This window comes from Sphingomonas sp. 2SG, from assembly GCF_005503285.1.
In the GTDB taxonomy this organism is placed as follows: Bacteria; Pseudomonadota; Alphaproteobacteria; order Sphingomonadales; family Sphingomonadaceae; genus Sphingomonas; species Sphingomonas taxi.
In genome coordinates, this window is the sequence record NZ_SCMZ01000017.1 from 59347 (window position 1) to 76609 (window position 17263).

The following is a 17263-nucleotide window of genomic DNA, read 5'->3' on the forward strand; positions in this document are numbered from 1 at the left end:
CGGAGGGGAAAACCCCGCCGGGGTTGTCCATCGATGGGGAAGGCACCCGTGAAGGGCGGCAGACCGGCGCGCAGCGAGGCGAACCGATCGTCGAATTCCTGTCCCCGTCTCGGCAGGACATTAAGCAGCGGCAAATCCGCGGCACCTGCTGTCTTGGACGGATGCGCGACGGGCGAACCCACCGGCAAGCGCGTGCCTCTAGTGGAATGCGGGGCGGAGTCAAGACTCGTCCGGCATCGCTCCACCCGCCGGTGGTTCGACGTGCGGGAGTTGGGCAGAAATTCCTCCCCCGCCAGGGGGAGGATTTAGGGGTGTCATCTTCACGTCATCTGAACTTCATCTTCCCGTCACCCCGCTGCAACCCCGCTGCCGCTTTTCGCGGCCAAAGACAGCGGCATAGCGGCAGTTCGCCGCGCAGCGGGGGAACCATCATGACGATCCAGAGCCTGTCCACCATCGGCTATGACGATGGCGACATCGACACCAACGTCAGCGCCAATCCGCATATCGGCGAGCTGATCGCCAGCCGCTATTCACGCCGCCAGACGTTGCGCGGCGGCATCTCGGCGATGACCGCGGCGGTGTTCGGCGCCGGCATGCTCGCCGGCTGCGATCAGGACGACGAGCGCCGCGCGACCACGGTCACCGCCGGCGGCGCGATCACCACCTCGGCCGGCAAGACCGTGACGCTCACCGGCACGGTGACCAGCGGCAAGTCCGCCTCGACCGCATGGACGCAGACCAGCGGTCCGATCGTCAGCCTTACCAACGCGACGAGCGGGACCGCCAGCTTCACCGCACCGGCAGTGACCGCCGCGACGCCGCTCGCCTTCCAGTTCACCAGCACCTCGACCGACGGCATCCGCTCGATCGCCGACACGACCGTCACCGTCGCGCCCGCGACGCTCGACTTCACCGCGGTGCCGAAGAGCCTCGCCGACGTCGTTGCGGTGCCGTCGGGCTATCAGGTCACCGTGCTCTACCGGCTGGGCGATCCGATCAACGGCAGCGTCGGTGCCTATGCCAACGACGGCAGCGACACGACCTTCTCGGCACGCGCCGGCGACCATCACGACGGCATGAGCTTCTTCGGCCTCGCCGCGACCGGCACCGCACCCGATCCGACCAACAGCAGCCGCGGCCTGCTCGTGCTCAACCACGAGAATATCACGCAAAGCTATCTGCATCCCAACGGGCCGACGACCACGGGCGGCGTCCGTCCGACTGCCGAGGTGCTCAAGGAGATCGAGGCGCACGGCGTCAGCGTGATCGAGATCAACCGCGGCACCAGCGGCTGGAGCTACGTCAACAGCAGCAGCCTCAACCGCCGCATCACCCCGTTCACGCCGATGGACGTCTCCGGCCCCGTGAAGGGCAGTGCGCTGCTGTTCACCGCTTACTCGCCGACCGGCGTCGCGGCGCGCGGCACGATCAACAATTGCGCCAACGGCACGATGCCGTGGAACACCTATCTGACCAACGAAGAGAATTGGGCCGGCTATTTCCGCCGAGAGGCCGGCGACAACGCCCGTCGCACCGCCGCACTCGGCGCCAAATCGGTCGTCGCGTTCAGCCGCTACGGGCTCAACACCGGCAGCAACGACGCGCAGAAGGCGGGCAATTACAATTGGGCGACCGCCGCCGCGCCGGCGGCCGGCGACACCCGCATCGCCAAGTTCAACGCCACGGTCGACGCGACCAAGGCCGCCAACGGCACCGGCGACTTCCGCAACGAGCCCAACCAATATGGCTGGGTGGTCGAGATCGACCCGTTCGATCCCGCCTCGACGCCGCGCAAGCGCACCGCGCTCGGCCGCATGAACCACGAAGGTTGCGTGATTGGCCGGACGATCGCCGGCGTGCGCCCCGCCTTCTACATGGGCGACGACGCGCAGAACGAATATGTCTACAAGTTCGTCTCGTCGGCGACCTGGTCGGCGGCGGATGCGAGCGCGACCAACCGGCTCGCGATCGGCGACAAATATCTCGACACCGGCACGCTCTACGTCGGCAAGTTCAACGCCGACGGCAGCGGCCAGTGGTTGCCGCTGGTGTTCGGCCAGGGGCCGCTGACCGGCGCCAACAGCGCTTATGCCTTCGCCGATCAGGCTGACGTGCTGACCCACGCCCGGCTGGCCGGCGACGCGCTCGGCGCGACGAGGATGGACCGGCCGGAATGGACCGCGGTCAATCCGGTGACCGGCGAGATGTACCTGACGCTGACCAACAATTCCTCGCGCACCGTGGCCACCACCGATGCCGCCAACCCGCGCGCCTATAGCGACCCCAAGACCAATGGCGGGGCGAGCAACGGCAATCCCAACGGCCATGTCATCCGCCTGCGCGAGACCGGCGACAGCAGCGAGGCGCTGACCTTCGCCTGGGACATCTATGCCTTCGGCGCGGGCAGCGATCTCAACCCGGCGAACATCAACCTGTCCAACCTCGACGCCACCAACGATTTCTCCTCGCCCGACGGCCTGTGGTTCGCGCGGCCGAGCAACGTCGCGGGGCAGGGCACGCCTTTGCTGTGGATCGAGACCGACGACGGCGCCTATACCGACGTGACCAATTGCATGCTGCTCGCCGCGATCCCCGGCACGGTCGGCGACGGCGGCACGCGCACCTTTACCAACAGCCTCGGCGGCCAGACCGCGTCGCAGACCACCCGCATCGGCAAGGCGCCGGGGACCGCGCTCAAGCGCTTCCTGGTCGGGCCGAAGGAATGCGAGATCACCGGCATCGATTCGACGCCCGACGGCCGTTCGATCTTCGTCAATATCCAGCATCCCGGCGAGGGCGGCGGCCCGTCGAACCTCACCAGCAACTGGCCGCAGAGCCAGGCGAGCGGCACCGGCAGCGGCCGGCCGCGCTCGGCGACGATCGTCATCACCAAGAGCGACGGCGGCATCATCGGCCTGTGATCCGTCGGGTGCCGCGCCCCGATCCTGCGCGGCACCGTCTTGGTCGAAAACGGATTTGTCGATTACGGACGTTTAAGGTTTCGGGGGCATAACGACGCTCATGCCCGCGTCCGCCTCCTTTCCGATTCATCGGTCCCAGCGATGAAGACGCGGGAACCGCGCGTGAAGGTGATGGTCCGCGCCCGGATGCGCGCCGGCGCCGACTGGACCGACGTCGTCATCCACAACATGTCGTCACGCGGCCTGCTCGCATCGTCCAGCCCGGTCTGCCGGCCGGGAACGGTGATCGAGATCCGCCGCATCCATCATATCGTCGTCGGCCGCGTGGTCTGGCAGAAGGGCGCCTTCTTCGGGGTGCGGACGCAGGACCCGATCGATATCCAGGGTATCGTCACCGCTCAGCCGCCGGCGCACAAGCCGCAGCGGAGCGATGCGGGCGACGACGACCGCCGCGCGGTCCGCCGCGTGCCGGCTGCCGAGCGCGAGGCGCAGAGCCGGCGTTTCGCCTCGGCATTCCAGTTCGTCGTGCTGATCGCGGCGGTCGGTGCCGCGGCGCTGTTTGCGGCGCAGGAGGTCGGGTCGGTGCTGTCGCGGCCATTCGCGGCGGTGGGCGCGGCGCTGGCGGGCGGGGCCGATGCGACGGGAAGCGCCGCCGGAAACTGATCGTGGCGAGGAACCGGGACCGGGCTGCGGCATTGCCGATGTTCGATCCTTTCCCTTGGTCCAAGGCTTTCCGATCATGACGCTGCCATCCGCCCCCGTCTGGTTCATCACCGGCTGTTCCACCGGCTTCGGCCGCGATCTAGCGCGTCTCGTCCTCGACCGTGGCTGGCGCGTCGTCGTCACCGCGCGCGATGCGGCGCGGGTCGCCGATCTGGTCGAGGGCGCCGGGGATCGCGCGCTGGCGCTCGCGCTCGACGTCAACGACGCCGGACAGGTGCGTGCGGCGGTCGCGGCGGCGCAGGAGCGGTTCGGGCGTATCGACGTGCTCGTGAACAACGCCGGCTACGGCTATCAGGCGAGCGTCGAGGAAGGCGAGGAGGGGGCGATCCGCGCGCAATTCGACACCAACGTCTTCGGCCTGTTCGCGCTGACCCGCGCGGTGCTGCCCGGCATGCGCGCGCAGCGGGCCGGTCACGTCATCAACTTCACCTCGGTCGCCGGGCTGATCGGATTTCCGGGATCGGGCTATTATGCGGCGTCCAAACATGCCGTGGAGGGCTGGTCGGACAGTCTCGCCGCCGAGGTCGGGCCGCTCGGCATCGCGGTGACCTGCGTCGAGCCGGGACCGTTCCGCACCGATTGGGCGGGCCGGTCGCTGCAGCAGACGCCGGTGCGGATCGCGGATTATGCCGAGACCGCGGGCAAGCGGATGGAATCGACCAAGCAGATCAGCGGCGAACAGGCCGGCGACCCGGTGCGTGCGGGCGAGGCGATCATCGCCGCCGCTGAGGCGGACACGCCGCCGCGCCATCTGGTGCTCGGCAAGTTCGGCTTCGAGGCGGTGACCGCCAAGCTCAAGGAGCGGCTCGCGGAGATCGAGGGCCTGCGCGAGCAGGCGCTGGGGGCGGATTTTCCGGCGTAGGCTCGCTTATGCCTGTCACCCGGACGTGTTCGAGGCCTCTGCGAAAGTCCGGACTACTGGTAGGTCAGCCTAGTGCTCCTGCGAAAGCAGGAGCCCAGAGCCAAGTAAAATAACGTCTTATGGCGTTCGAGACTCCTGGGCTCCTGCTTTCGCAGGAGCACTGGGTGGCTTTAGTAGAGGTCTAGCCATGGTCCGGAGTCCGCCCTGTGGCGGGACGAATGGCATGAGCCTCTACCGTGCTCCCGCGTCCCGGTGGGCCCCGGGCTCGGTCGAGGCTTTGGCGAAAGTCGGCCCGATACCCGTCAAGGCTATCCCCCTGCGAAGGCCGGGGCCCAGTTGGGTGGAGGTTGGCGACGACGTACCGCCGCCTTCCCAACTGGGCCCCGGCCTTCGCCGGGGTACATACGCTTGTTTGCACTTCCGTCACCCCGGGCTTGACCCGGGGGGCCACTTCACCCTGCTCGGCAACCATGGAGTCGATAGCGGGACCCCGGATCAAGTCCGGGGTGACGGATTGAATGTGCGAAGTCACCGCGCCAATGAATGTCGATCCCACCTAGGTTCAGTCCGGGCCGACCAAGCAATTTGGATACCTATCCGCACCAACAAAAAGGGCCGGGATTGCTCCCGGCCCTTTTCGTATTCGCGTGGCGCGAAAGGCTTAGGCGCCTGCGACCTCGGTGGTGTCGACGCGGATGCCCGGGCCCATCGTCGAGCTGACGGCGACCTTGCGGACATACTTGCCCTTGGCGCCCGACGGCTTGGCACGCACCACGGCGTCGACCAGCGCGTCGAAGTTGCGACGCAGGTCTTCCTGCGTGAACGACGCCTTGCCGATCCCCGAGTGGATGATGCCAGCCTTCTCGACGCGATACTCGACCTGACCGCCCTTGGCGGCCTTGACCGCTTCGGCGACGTTCATCGTCACGGTGCCGAGCTTCGGGTTCGGCATCAGGCCCTTGGGGCCGAGCACCTTACCGAGGCGACCGACGACGCCCATCATGTCCGGGGTCGCGATGCAGCGATCGAAATCGATCGTGCCACCCTGGATCGTCTCCATCAGGTCTTCCGCACCGACGACGTCGGCACCGGCGGCCAGAGCCTCCTCGGCCTTCGCGCCGCGGGCGAAGACGCCGACGCGGACGGTCTTGCCGGTGCCGGCGGGCAGCGTGACGACGCCGCGGACCATCTGGTCGGCGTGGCGCGGATCGACGCCCAGGTTCAGCGCGACCTCGATGGTCTCGTCGAACTTGGCGGTGGCGTTCTGCTTGGCCAGCGCGATCGCCTGGTCGACGCCGTGCAGCGTCTCAGGGTTCACGGCGTTGGACTTCTGCTTCTTGGTCAGCTTGGCCATGATCTCAGCCCTCCGTCACTTCGAGGCCCATCGCGCGGGCGGAGCCTTCGATGATCTTGGTCGCAGCCTCGATGTCGTTGGCGTTCAGATCCTTCATCTTGGTCTGGGCGATCTCGGTCAGCTTGCTGCGCGCGATCTTGCCCGCGACGACCTTGCCCGGCTCCTTCGAACCCGACTTCAGGCCGGCGGCCTTCTTGATCAGGAACGACGCCGGCGGCGTCTTGATCTCGAAGCTGAACGAACGGTCGGCATAGACGGTGATCTTGGTGGGCAGCGGCGTGCCCTTGTCCATGTCGGTCGTCTGCGCGTTGAACGCCTTGCAGAATTCCATGATGTTGACGCCGCGCTGACCGAGGGCCGGGCCGATCGGCGGGGCGGGCTTGGCGTCGCCTGCAGGAACCTGCAGGTTAATGTAACCTGTGATCTTCTTTGCCATGTCACTCTCGTTTCAAGTTTAGCGGTCCGAGCGGGCGTCTCCGCCCTCCCGCAAGCATCCAGCCAAAGCGTGGAAGCGGCGGCCGTTAGCGGAAAGCGGGCGGCGGGGCAAGGGCGGTGCGGATCTGACGATCGTATACGGGGGCGGGATCGTGCGATACCATCTCGCAAACAGCAGATGGGGAAGTCTGAAGACGATGCGCAATGCCCTGATCCTCGCCGGCCTCGCCACGATGTCGCAACCCGTGCCCGCGGCGGCGCAATCGACGCCGCTGACGCTGGAGCGCATCTTCGGCGACAAGGCGATCCCGATGGATCGCGTCGAGGGCGGCGAATGGACCGCCGATGGCAAGGGCTATGACGCGATCGAGCCGTCCAATGCGGTCGCCGACGGCACCGACCTCGTCCGCTACGACGTCGCGCGCAACACGCGCACCGTGCTGGTCGCGGCAGGCGACCTCGTCGTGCCGGCAACGGGCAAGCCGATCGCGATCCAGAGCTATGCCTGGTCTGCGGACGGCAAACGGCTGTTGATCTTCACCAACGGCACGCGCTTTCGCCGCACCCGGGCGCTCGGCGACTATTGGCTGTTCGATGTCGCCGCCAAAACGCTGCGCCGGATCGGCGGCGATGCGCCGCCCGCCAGCCTGATGTACGCGGACTTCTCGCCCGACGGCAGCCGCATCGCCTATGTCCGCGCCAACAATCTGTACGTCGAGCCGAGCGCGGGCGATGCGCCGCCGCGGCAGCTCACCCGCGACGGCAGCGACCTGATCGTCAACGGCCTCGGCGACTGGGTGTATGAAGAGGAGTTCTACCTCCGCAAGGCATGGTCGTGGAGCCCGGATTCCAAGACGATCGCCTTCTGGCGGTTCGACACGTCCGGGGTCGGCACCTTCTACATGATCAGCAACACGGTGGGGCAATATTCCCGGCCGATCCCGCTGCAATATCCCAAGGTCGGCACCACCAATTCGGCGGTGCGCGTCGGCACGATCGACGTGGCGAGCGGCGCGACGCGATGGATCGGCCTGACCGGCGATCCGCGCCAGAATTACGTGCCGCAGATGAGCTGGGCGGGGACCAGCGGCAAGCTGTTCCTGCAATATGCCAACCGGCTGCAGAACACCTATCGGCTGCTGCTCGCCGATCCCGCCAGCGGAACGACGCGGCCGGTGTTCGTCGAACGCGACGCCGCATGGGTCGAGGCCAATGGCGATCCGACCTGGCTCGACGGCGGCAAGCGCTTCACCTGGCTGAGCGAGCGCGACGGCTGGCGGCATCTGTACGTCGCCGCTGCCGACGGCAAGGCGCCGAGCCTGCGCACCCCCGGCAGGTTCGACGTCGTCAGCCTGCTGCGCGTGGACGAGACGCAGGGCTGGGCGTGGTTCACCGCCTCGCCGGACAATCCGACGCAGCGCTACCTCTATCGCGCCACGCTGACCGGCAAGCCGCGGGTCGAGCGGGTGACGCCGGCGGGGCAGGCGGGGACGCACGGCTATGACATCGCCCCCGGCGCGCATTGGGCGCGGCACACCGTCTCGGCGATCGACCGCGCGCCGGTGACCGAGATGATCGACCTCACCACGCAGGCCCCCGTGCGCGTGCTCGCCCGCAACGCCGCCTTGCAGGACGAGATCGCGCACGAGCCGCTCGGGCCGACCGAGTTCACCCGGCTCGATCTCGGCAAGGGGGTGTCGGTCGACGCCTGGATCATGAAGCCGGCGGGCTTCGATCCCGCCAAACGCTATCCGGTGCTGTTCCAGGTCTATGGCGAACCCTGGGGACAGACGGTCGCCGACGCCTGGGGCGGCAATACCGCCTTGTGGCATCGCATGCTCGCCGAGCGCGGCTACATCGTCGCCAGCATCGATCCGCGCGGCACCAACACGCCGCGGGGACGCGACTGGCGCAAGAGCATCTATCGCCGGCTCGGCGTCGTCGGGCCGGAGGATTATGCCGCCGGTGTCCGCAAGCTGATCGCCGAGCGGCCCTATATCGATCCGGCGCGGATCGGCATCTGGGGCTGGAGCGGCGGCGGATCGAGCACGTTGCACGCGATGTTCCGCTTCCCCGAGCTGTTCAAGACCGGCATCGCCGTCGCCGCCGTCTCCGACCAGATGCTCTACGACACCGTCTATCAGGAGCGGTACATGGGTCTGCCGGCGGACAATGAAGCGGGCTACAAGGCGGGGTCGCCCATCACCTATGCTACGGGGCTGACGGGCAATCTGCTCGTCATCCACGGCACCGGCGACGACAACGTCCATTACCAGAATCTCGAACAGCTCGAGGATCGGCTGATCGCCGCCAACAAGCCCTTCACGATGATGGCCTATCCGGACCGCACGCACGGCATCTACGAGAAGCCGGGCACCAGCCTGCACCTCTATTCGCTGATGACGCGCTACCTCGAGACCAATCTGCCGCCGGGTGGGCGGTGATCCGCGCTCACAGCGGCAGGCTGGGCTGAACCTCCTCCGCGTCGGCGGCGTCGCGCAGGATGCCCGACAGCGTCAGGCCGAGCAGCCGCACGCCGTCGGGCACCGGCAGCTGTGCGTCGAGCAGTTCGTCGCCGATGCGCAGAAAGTCGGCCTCGCTGGTCACCGGCAGCGCGAGCGATCGGGCCCGCGTCATCGTGCGGAAGTCGGCGTGGCGGAGCTTCAGCGTCACCGTCCGGCCCCGCACCCCCGATCGTTCGATCCGCACCCAGGCCGCCTCGGCGACGCGGGCGAGCGCGGCGTGCAGCTCGTCGCGCGCGGAGAGATTGGTCTCGAACGTCCGCTCGGCACCGACCGATTTGGCCTCGCGGTGGGCGCGCACCGGGCGATGATCGACGCCGCGCGCCGCTGCGAACAGATAGTCGGCGTAGGAACCGAAATGCGCCTGGAGGAAGGGCAGGGGGCGGTCGCGCAGGTCGGCGCCGGTGAGGATGCCGAGCTGCTCCATCCGCTTGGCGGTGACCGGTCCCACGCCGTGGAAGCGCTTGACCGGTAGAGAGGCGACGAACGCCGCGCCCTTGTGCGGCGGGATGACGCAGAGCCCGTCGGGCTTGTTCTGGTCGGAGGCAAGCTTGGCGATGAATTTGTTGTAGCTCACTCCGGCCGAGGCGGTGAGGCCGGTATCGGCGCGGATGCGGGCGCGGATCTCCTCGGCGATCGCGCTCGCCGAGCCGAGTCCGCGTACGTCGGTGGTGACGTCGAGATAGGCCTCGTCGAGCGACAAAGGCTCGATCGCGTCGCTGTAATCGGCGAAGATCGCGCGGATCTGCTGCGAGACGGCGTGATAGACGTCGAAGCGCGGCCGGACGAAGACGAGGTCGGGGCAGCGGCGCAATGCGGTGACCGACGGCATCGCCGATCGCACGCCGAACGCCCGCGCCTCGTAGCTCGCCGCGGCGACGACGCCGCGCGCGCGCGATCCGCCGACCGCGACCGGCTTGCCGCGCAACGTCGGATCGTCGCGCTGCTCCACCGACGCGTAGAAAGCGTCCATGTCGACATGGATCACCTTTCGCTGAGGAGGCGTTTCGCCATCGGCCATGATCCCGTTTCGTTCCAAACGCATTACAGATCAAGGCGCCGCCGCGGCAAAAGCGTTACGGATGTTGCATGGCGCAACAGCAGCTTCCTCCCGCCGCGGGGCATACCGCGCTCATCATCATCGACATGATCAACGCACTCGACTTCGACGGCGGCGATCGGCTGAAGGAATCGGCGGAGGCGACGATCGCGCCGATCCTCGCGCTGCGCGACGCGGCGGACGCTGCCGGCGTGCCGGTGATTTACGTCAACGACAACGACGGGCAATGGCATTCCGATCGCGACAAGCTGATCGAGGAGACGCTGTCGCGCGCATCGCTGGGGCAGGCGCTGACCGAGGCGCTGCGACCGCGCGACACCGACTATTTCATCATCAAGCCGCAGTTTTCCGGTTTCTACGCGACCAACCTGCCGGTGCTTCTGCCGCAACTGGGCGCGAGCCGGCTGGTGCTCACCGGGGTCGCCGCCGACATCTGCGTGCTGTTCACCGCTGCCGACGCGCATATGCGGCAATATGATCTATGGGTGCCGTCCGACGGGGTGGCGGGCGACCATGATGCGCGGACGCGCTGGGCGCTGGAGATCATGGCGAACAGCATGCAGGCGGAGATTCGGCCGACCGGCGAATTGTCGCTGGCCGAATGGGTCGCCGCCGCCGGTTAGGACGATTGTTCGCGCTGCAACCGGGACGACCGAGGTTGCATTTGTGCACGCGGGCAGCGGGGCACATAGGCGCGCCAATGAGCCGCACCCCTGCGGCATTGCCGAGGTGTTACGTGCTGAGCCTGATCGTCCACATCATCGCCTACCGTATCGCCTACCGTCGCCAGCGCGCCGGCTGATCGGCCGGGCGGGGAGCGTCAGTCGCTTTCTGCGAGCGCCTCCTCGACCGCTTCCACCGAAATTCCGAAGGCGCCGGCGAGGCCGGTGAGCGAGGCGCCGCGCTTCGCCAGCTCGCGCATCCGGGCGATATCGACCACCGTGGCATAGCCGCGCGTATCGCGTTGTTCGCGCACCACGTCCTTGCGGCCCGAGCCGCGGCGGCGCTGTGCGGCGGCGGCATGGGGATCGCCTTCCGCCAGTCGCTGTTCCTCCTCGCGGCGGGCTTCGCGGGCCTGTTCGCGCTCGCGCATCTCGGCCTCGCGGCTGGCGAGCCGTTCCTTCAAGCGCTGTTCGGTGTCGCCGGCACGCTCGCGTGCCCGCGCCTCTCGGGCGGCGGCGCGTTCGGCCGCGCGTTGTTCGAGGGTGAGATTGCTGCGGACGCGGAAGTCCGCCGATGGCGAGGGCGTGCCCCAGCTCTTGTCCACCACGATCGTGGCTCCGGCATGATTTGAAAAATGGTGCACCCAGAGCGATTCGAACGCCCGACCCTCAGATTCGTAGTCTGATGCTCTATCCAGCTGAGCTATGGGTGCATGTGCCACGGCGGGAGCCGCGGCGGATATAATGGTCGGGAAGAGAGGATTCGAACCTCCGGCCCCTGCCTCCCGAAGACAGTGCTCTACCAGGCTGAGCTACTCCCCGACGGAGTACGTCCGGGGCCCTTGGAAAGGGTCCGTCCGTGCTTGGAGGCGCGCCTATACCCACGCCGGATAGCGGATGCAAGCGCCGGAATCGCACCCTTGCGAAATCCGCGTGCAACGTCCTAGGCAGAGCCGGTGAATATGGTCGAAGCGCTTGCCGCCGCACTCGTCATCGTCAACGTCGCGCTGGTCGCGGCGCGCAGCGTGTGGAACTATCCGGTCGCGCTCGCGGCGGTGGCGATCTACGGCTGGGTGTTCGTCGGCGCGAATCTCTACAGCGACGCGCTGCTGCAGGGCTTCTTCTTCGCCGCCAATCTTTATGGCTGGGCCAATTGGGCGCGTAGCCGAGCAGATGCGGGCGAGGTGGTGGTCGAGCGGCTCGATCCGGCGACGCGCGTGACGTGGCTGGGTGGCGGCATCGTCGCCTGCCTGGTCTGGGGCACGCTGATGCACCGTTATACCGATGCCTCCTATCCATGGTGGGACGGCGGCATCGCGATCGCCTCGGTCGCGGCGCAGGTGATGCAGGCGCGGCGCGCGATCGAGAGCTGGTGGGTGTGGATCGCGGTCGATGTCGCCAGCGTGCCGCTCTATGCCGCCAAGGGATTGATGTTCACCACCGGCCTGTATCTGGTGCTGCTCGGCCTTTCGATATGGGGGCTGATCGATTGGCGGCGCGCACGCGGGCGGCAGGGCAGGATGGCATTGGCATGACGTTGCGTTCGATCTGTCTGCACGGGCCGGAGAGTACCGGCAAGTCGACGATGATGCCGCGGCTGGCGCAGCATTTCGGCGGCGTGCCCTGCGTCGCCGAGTTCGGCCGCGCCTATTGCGAGGCGTTCGGCACCGATCTGACGATGGCCGACCTCGTCGAGATCGGGAAGGGCCACGATGCCAAGGTCCGCCATGCACTCGCCGAGCGCAGCTATCCGGTGATCATGGACACCGATCCGCTGATGACCGCGGTGTGGGCGGACATGATGTTCCGGCGGCGCGACGCATGGTTCGCGACGTGGAGCAACACCGCCGACATCTATCTGCTGTTCGACATCGACCTGCCGTGGGAGGACGACGGCACGCGGATGTTCGGCGGCGAAGCGGCGCGGCGGCGCTTCTTCGAGCTGAGCAAGGCGGTGCTGGAGGAGCGCGGCGTGCGCTGGGCGCTGGTGTCGGGGCAGGGCTCGACGCGCTACCTCAACGCGCTGCGCGCGATCGAGGCGCTGAGCCGCGATTGAGGGGACGGCCTGCCACGTGGCGGGCCGTCCCCCCGCGCATCAGCTCGACGGGGCGAGCTTGGTGTTGAGCACCCAGCCGACGTTGTCGTTCTCGTCGGCGACTTCCCACCACAGGCCGTCCTTCTTGCCGGTCGGGTAGACGATCGCGCCGGTCGGCAGCGTCCGCAGCACCTTGCTCGACGCGAGCCCGCTCTCGCGCAGCGCGACCGGCGCCTGCGCGGTGAAGGTCTTGGCGGGAGCGGCCTGTGCGGTGCCGGCGTCGCCCGGGGTGACGAGGCCGAGCCCGGTGACCAGCTTCGAATAGGCCTGGATGAAGGACAAGGTCACGATCCGGCCGATCTCGGTATTGTCATAGCCGCCGCCCGCTGCGCCGGCGACCGACAGGAAGCCGCCACCGCCGAAGGCGAGGTTGTTCTTGGCGGCATAGCCTTCCTCGGTGGCGAGCGTCTCGGTGGTGCGGACGTTGGTCAGCGACAGGACGGTGTTCGCCTCCATCTTCTTGCTCTTGAGGCCGCCGACCGCGCCGCCGAGCAGCCCGCCCGCGACGCCCGCGACGGCATTGCCGCTGACGTTGCTGTTGGCGCCCTGGATCTCGGCGACCATCACGTAATCGGCCGCCTTGATCTGGCCTTGGCCGACGTTGGCGCCGCGCTGCAGCCCCAGATTGCCGCCGATGTTGCGCTCGATCTGCGCGGCGTTGAGGCCGGTGCCGCGATCGACGAGGTTGAAGCAGCCCGACCGCTGGACGAGCACCTTGAGCAGCTTGGAAGGCGGGGCGAGGCTGTATTGCGTCCACCAGTGCGGATCGTCGCCGTCGGCGATCGAGAGGGTGCCGAGCTTGCGCACGCAATGCGGCACCTCGGCGGACAATTTGGTCTGGAGCTTCTGCCCGCTCGACTCGCGGGCCAGCTTCTGCGCGTCCGCGACGCCGGACACGACCAGTCCCACGCCGGCCAATGCGGCGATAAGTATCTGCTTTCTCACTTCCACTGTTCCTCCCAAGCGATCAGCTCGCTCGGGACGTCGTCGCGGAGCCCCCTTGATCGGCGTCCCGGAGCCGTCGGCATCTAGCACCCGGCCCGCTGGTGCGCTAGGCGCGTGGCGATATGGCTACTCCTCCCGACACGATCCGTAACTTCTCAATCATCGCGCATATCGACCATGGCAAGTCGACCCTCGCCGACCGTCTGATCCAAAGGACAGGAGGGCTGACCGATCGTGAGATGTCGAGCCAGGTGCTTGATAACATGGATATCGAGAAGGAACGCGGGATCACGATCAAGGCGCAGACGGTGCGCCTGTCCTATCCCGCCAAGGACGGCGTGACCTATACGCTCAACCTGATGGACACGCCGGGGCACGTCGACTTCGCCTATGAGGTCAGCCGCAGCCTCGCCGCCTGCGAAGGTGCGCTGCTGGTGGTCGACGCGGCGCAGGGGGTCGAGGCGCAGACGCTCGCCAACGTCTATCAGTCGATCGAGCACGATCATGAAATCGTGCCCGTCATCAACAAGATCGACCTGCCCGCTGCCGAACCCGAACAGGTGCGCAAGGAGATCGAGGACGTCATCGGCATCGACGCGTCGCAGGCGGTGCTGGCCAGCGCCAAATCGGGGATCGGCATCGACGAGATCCTCGAGGCGATCGTCACGCGCATCCCGCCGCCCAAGGGCGATCCCACCGCGCCGCTGAAGGCGATGCTGGTCGACAGCTGGTACGATCCGTATCTCGGCGTCGTCATCCTCGTCCGCGTCATGGCCGGCGTGCTGAAGAAGGGGCAGCAGGTCAGCTTCATGCAGGCCGGCACCACGCATCTGGTCGATCGCGTCGGCTGTTTCCGGCCGAAGATCGAGCAGCTCACCGACCTCGGGCCGGGCGAGATCGGCTTCATCACCGCACAGATCAAGGACGTCGCGCAGGCGCGCGTCGGCGACACGCTGACCGACACCAAGCGCCCCGCCGCCGAGGCGCTGCCGGGGTTCAAGGAAGTCCAGCCGGTGGTGTTCTGCGGCCTGTTCCCGGTCGATGCCAACGATTTCGAGAAACTGCGCGAATCGATCAGCAAGCTGCGCCTCAACGATGCCAGCTTCAGCTTCGAGATGGAGACGTCGGCGGCGCTCGGCTTCGGCTTCCGCTGCGGCTTCCTCGGCCTGCTCCACCTCGAGATCATCCAGGAGCGGCTGACCCGCGAATATGATCTCGACCTCATCACCACCGCGCCGTCGGTGGTCTATCAGATCGAGCTGACGCATCCCGATCCGGCGGGGATCACGCAGATCGATCTGCACAATCCCGCCGACATGCCCGACGTCAACAAGATCAAGACGATCAGCGAGCCGTGGATCAATGCGACGATCTACGTCCCCGACGAATATCTCGGCTCGATCCTCAAGCTCTGCCAGGACCGGCGCGGCATCCAGCAGAATCTGACCTATGTCGGCGGGCGCGCGCAGGCGACCTACGAACTGCCGCTCAACGAAGTGGTGTTCGACTTCTACGACCGGCTGAAATCGCTGTCGAAGGGCTATGCCAGCTTCGACTATCAACAGATCGGCTATCGCGAGGGCGACCTCGTCAAGATGAGCATCCTCGTCAACGAGGAGCCGGTCGACGCGCTCAGCATGATCGTCCACCGCGGCACCGCCGAGGTGCGCGGCCGCGGCATGGTCGAGCGGCTGAAGGAGCTGATCCCGCGCCATTTGTTCAAGATCCCGATCCAGGCGGCGATCGGCGGCAAGGTGATCGCGCGCGAGACGATCAGCGCGATGCGCAAGGACGTCACCGCGAAATGCTATGGCGGCGACGCCACCCGCAAGCGCAAGCTGCTCGACAAGCAGAAGAAGGGCAAGGCGAAGATGCGCGAATACGGCTCGGTCAGCATCCCGCAGGAGGCGTTCATCGCCGCGCTGCGCATGGGCGACGAGAGCTAGGCCCGAAGCCGCGACGCCCGATCATTGTCGGGCGTCGCGGTTCGAGCCGGGACAGGATCACATGTAATTGGCGGGGTTCGGGCTCGGCATGCGGCATGCGCGGGTGCGGCCGCGCTTGCAGGCGGCGACCTGATCGCGCCAGTCGGCCATCGCCATCGCATAGGCGCGCTCGCGATCGGACTGGAGCGCGGCATCGGCGGCGATCGTGTGGCGGCGTGCGCGCATCGCGGCACGGTAGCGGCGCACGTCCGCCTGATAGCGCGCCTCGTTGGCGGCATTGACCGCGGTGACCGCGCCATTGTCGAAGCTCGCCACGGCGCCGACCTGACGATTGGCGGCGGCGACTTCGGGTGCGGTCTCGGCCGCGACGGCATCGTCGCGCTGCTCGGTCGGGGTCGGCGGCGTGGGGGTGGTCTGCGCAACGACCGGCGCGGCGATCAGCGCGGCGCCGATCAGGATGGGACGAAACATGGCATACTCCTCGTTACGCTCGCGACAATGGGCGGGAGGAGTGATGGTTCCGGTTTGAGTGGATGCGCGTGATCGGGTCACGACGGCGAAGACCAGACCTCCAGTTTCAGTCCTGGCATCGCCACTTACACCGCACGATGGCGAGGCCGGATCGGCATTCATTGGTGCCGCGACCTCGACACCTTCGATCCGTCACTCCGGACTTGATCCGGGGTCCCGCTACGCCCTTACGGTTGCCGATCAGGAAGAAGCGGGACCCCGGGTCGAGCCTGGGGTGACGAGGGGGGAGGCTTCAGCGATGATCGTCGTCCGGAACCGGCGAGGATATCGACTGTCGAGCCGGCCTAGTCCTCCACATATCCCTCCCAGCCACCTTCGAGCCGGGCGTCGCGGTCGGCCTTGCGGGCGCGGTCGGCGGACAGCTTTTCGCTTTCGCGGTCCCAGTCGCCGCTGATCCTCGCGTCAGCGACGCATCGGGTCGCCGCCTCGATCGCGTCGAGCGCGGCGGGATCGTCAAGCAGGCGCCATTCGGGCTCGCCGGACGCATAAGGGGGAGGCAGGTCGTCGCCGACTCCTTCGAGCAGAGCGTGATGGTGGCCGTCCGCGTCGAGCGGGAGATAGGGAACGTCGGGGTCGTCTTCCGGCGGCAGCGCGTGGGCGCGGGCGGCGTTGGCGGCGAGCGCGGCGAGGATTTCGGCCTGCGCCGCCGGATCGAGCGGGACGCCGGCGAAGGCGGCGAGCGTCGCGGCGTGCGCCGCGTCGTCATCGGCTGCGGGCGGGGTGCCGGCGGTGATGGTCGCCTGCGCGGCGGCTTGCGTGGTGGCGGCGTCGGGGGCCGCGGCATCGGGGCTCGTCGCAATCGCGACGGCGGTGGCCTGCGCGGTGATGTGGCGGATGGTGTGGCGGCGGTCGTCCGGCGTCGCGCCATAATGGCGCAGGATGAACATCAGCAGCCGGTCGTTGCGCTTGCGACGGAAGCCCATCAGCTTGCCGGCGGACATCACCGGCACGAGTTCGCCGTGAATCGCGCGCTCGAAGGCTTCGTCCTTGAGGCGCAGCACGCCCATGCCTTGCGCGGCGTGCCAGGCGGCGCGGAAGCCGGCGGCCTGCGGATGGCGACGCAGGGCATAGGCGCTTTCCGACGACATATTGACCATGCTTGCGGCGCTGCGCACCGATCCGCAATCGGCGAGCGCGGCGATGAAGGCGCGCTGTCGCTCGGGCGTCCAGCCGTCGTGGCGGTCGCGCAGGCGGGGGACGGGAG

14 protein-coding genes, 2 tRNA genes and 1 pseudogene are annotated in these 17263 nt (G+C 67.6%); 8 read left to right on the plus strand and 9 right to left on the minus strand.

Going from position 1 to position 17263, the window contains the following annotated elements:
- Positions 1-431 precede the first annotated feature (431 nt).
- From FFS23_RS09240 to FFS23_RS09250, 3 genes are all read left to right on the plus strand, one after another.
- Entirely contained in the window at positions 432-2924 is a 2493-nt protein-coding gene (locus FFS23_RS09240; protein ID WP_137898385.1) for a PhoX family protein, read from the plus strand.
- Between the two features lie 141 nt (positions 2925-3065).
- Positions 3066-3587 carry a PilZ domain-containing protein gene (locus tag FFS23_RS09245; protein ID WP_052075532.1) on the plus strand — a complete coding sequence of 174 codons (522 nt, stop codon included), beginning with the start codon at positions 3066-3068 and terminating at the stop codon, positions 3585-3587.
- Between the two features lie 76 nt (positions 3588-3663).
- Entirely contained in the window at positions 3664-4509 is an 846-nt protein-coding gene (locus FFS23_RS09250; protein ID WP_137898386.1) for an oxidoreductase, read from the plus strand.
- Between the two features lie 661 nt (positions 4510-5170).
- On the opposite strand, the gene rplA is transcribed toward FFS23_RS09250, so the two are convergent.
- Together rplA and rplK are read right to left on the minus strand one after the other, a co-directional pair.
- Complete coding sequence (gene rplA, locus FFS23_RS09255; RefSeq protein WP_137898387.1) at positions 5171-5863, minus strand: 50S ribosomal protein L1; 693 nt, start codon at positions 5861-5863, stop codon at positions 5171-5173.
- A 4-nt stretch (positions 5864-5867) separates the two neighbouring features.
- A complete protein-coding gene (rplK, locus tag FFS23_RS09260) occupies positions 5868-6299 on the minus strand; it encodes a 50S ribosomal protein L11 (protein ID WP_037530328.1) in 432 nt (143 codons plus the stop codon).
- A gap of 196 nt (positions 6300-6495) precedes the next feature.
- On the opposite strand from rplK, the gene FFS23_RS09265 reads away from it, so the two are divergent.
- A complete protein-coding gene (locus FFS23_RS09265; RefSeq protein ID WP_137898388.1) occupies positions 6496-8742 on the plus strand; it encodes a S9 family peptidase in 2247 nt (748 codons plus the stop codon).
- A gap of 7 nt (positions 8743-8749) precedes the next feature.
- Here the strand turns inward: FFS23_RS09265 and dinB are convergent, their stop codons facing one another.
- Positions 8750-9841: a DNA polymerase IV gene (gene dinB / locus FFS23_RS09270; protein WP_137898389.1), complete on the minus strand. Its 1092-nt coding sequence runs from the start codon at positions 9839-9841 to the stop codon at positions 8750-8752.
- 68 nt (positions 9842-9909) lie between these two features.
- Between dinB and FFS23_RS09275 the strand changes: the two genes are divergently transcribed.
- Positions 9910-10503, plus strand: coding sequence for a cysteine hydrolase family protein (locus tag FFS23_RS09275; protein WP_038660748.1), 594 nt, complete (start codon positions 9910-9912; stop codon positions 10501-10503).
- Between the two features lie 197 nt (positions 10504-10700).
- Here FFS23_RS09275 and FFS23_RS09280 read toward each other — a convergent pair whose 3' ends face one another.
- The 3 genes from FFS23_RS09280 to FFS23_RS09290 form a co-directional block, all read right to left on the minus strand.
- A complete protein-coding gene (locus tag FFS23_RS09280; RefSeq protein WP_137898390.1) occupies positions 10701-11150 on the minus strand; it encodes a hypothetical protein in 450 nt (149 codons plus the stop codon).
- Positions 11151-11178: 28 nt separating this feature from the next.
- Positions 11179-11255, minus strand: a tRNA-Arg gene (locus tag FFS23_RS09285).
- Positions 11256-11287: 32 nt separating this feature from the next.
- Positions 11288-11364, minus strand: a tRNA-Pro gene (locus tag FFS23_RS09290).
- 140 nt (positions 11365-11504) lie between these two features.
- On the opposite strand from FFS23_RS09290, the gene pnuC reads away from it, so the two are divergent.
- The gene (pnuC, locus tag FFS23_RS09295; RefSeq protein WP_081974345.1) at positions 11505-12077 is read left to right on the plus strand and encodes a nicotinamide riboside transporter PnuC; all 573 of its coding nucleotides are present in this window, start codon (positions 11505-11507) and stop codon (positions 12075-12077) included.
- A complete protein-coding gene (locus FFS23_RS09300; RefSeq protein ID WP_137898391.1) occupies positions 12074-12598 on the plus strand; it encodes an AAA family ATPase in 525 nt (174 codons plus the stop codon). Before pnuC ends, FFS23_RS09300 begins: the two co-directional genes overlap by 4 nt.
- Before the next feature lie 39 nt (positions 12599-12637).
- Here the strand turns inward: FFS23_RS09300 and FFS23_RS09305 are convergent, their stop codons facing one another.
- On the minus strand, positions 12638-13507 hold the full coding sequence (locus tag FFS23_RS09305) for a CsgG/HfaB family protein (protein WP_171009437.1): 870 nt from the start codon (positions 13505-13507) through the stop codon (positions 12638-12640).
- A gap of 197 nt (positions 13508-13704) precedes the next feature.
- Here FFS23_RS09305 and lepA point away from each other — a divergent pair, with 197 nt between their 5' ends.
- Positions 13705-15528, plus strand: a complete 1824-nt coding sequence (gene lepA, locus FFS23_RS09310; RefSeq protein ID WP_038660738.1) for a translation elongation factor 4 — start codon at positions 13705-13707, stop codon at positions 15526-15528.
- A gap of 57 nt (positions 15529-15585) precedes the next feature.
- Here lepA and FFS23_RS09315 read toward each other — a convergent pair whose 3' ends face one another.
- Together FFS23_RS09315 and FFS23_RS20080 are read right to left on the minus strand one after the other, a co-directional pair.
- A complete protein-coding gene (locus FFS23_RS09315; protein ID WP_038660735.1) occupies positions 15586-15999 on the minus strand; it encodes a hypothetical protein in 414 nt (137 codons plus the stop codon).
- A gap of 344 nt (positions 16000-16343) precedes the next feature.
- Positions 16344-17263, minus strand: a pseudogene (locus tag FFS23_RS20080) (hypothetical protein); the annotation flags it as partial.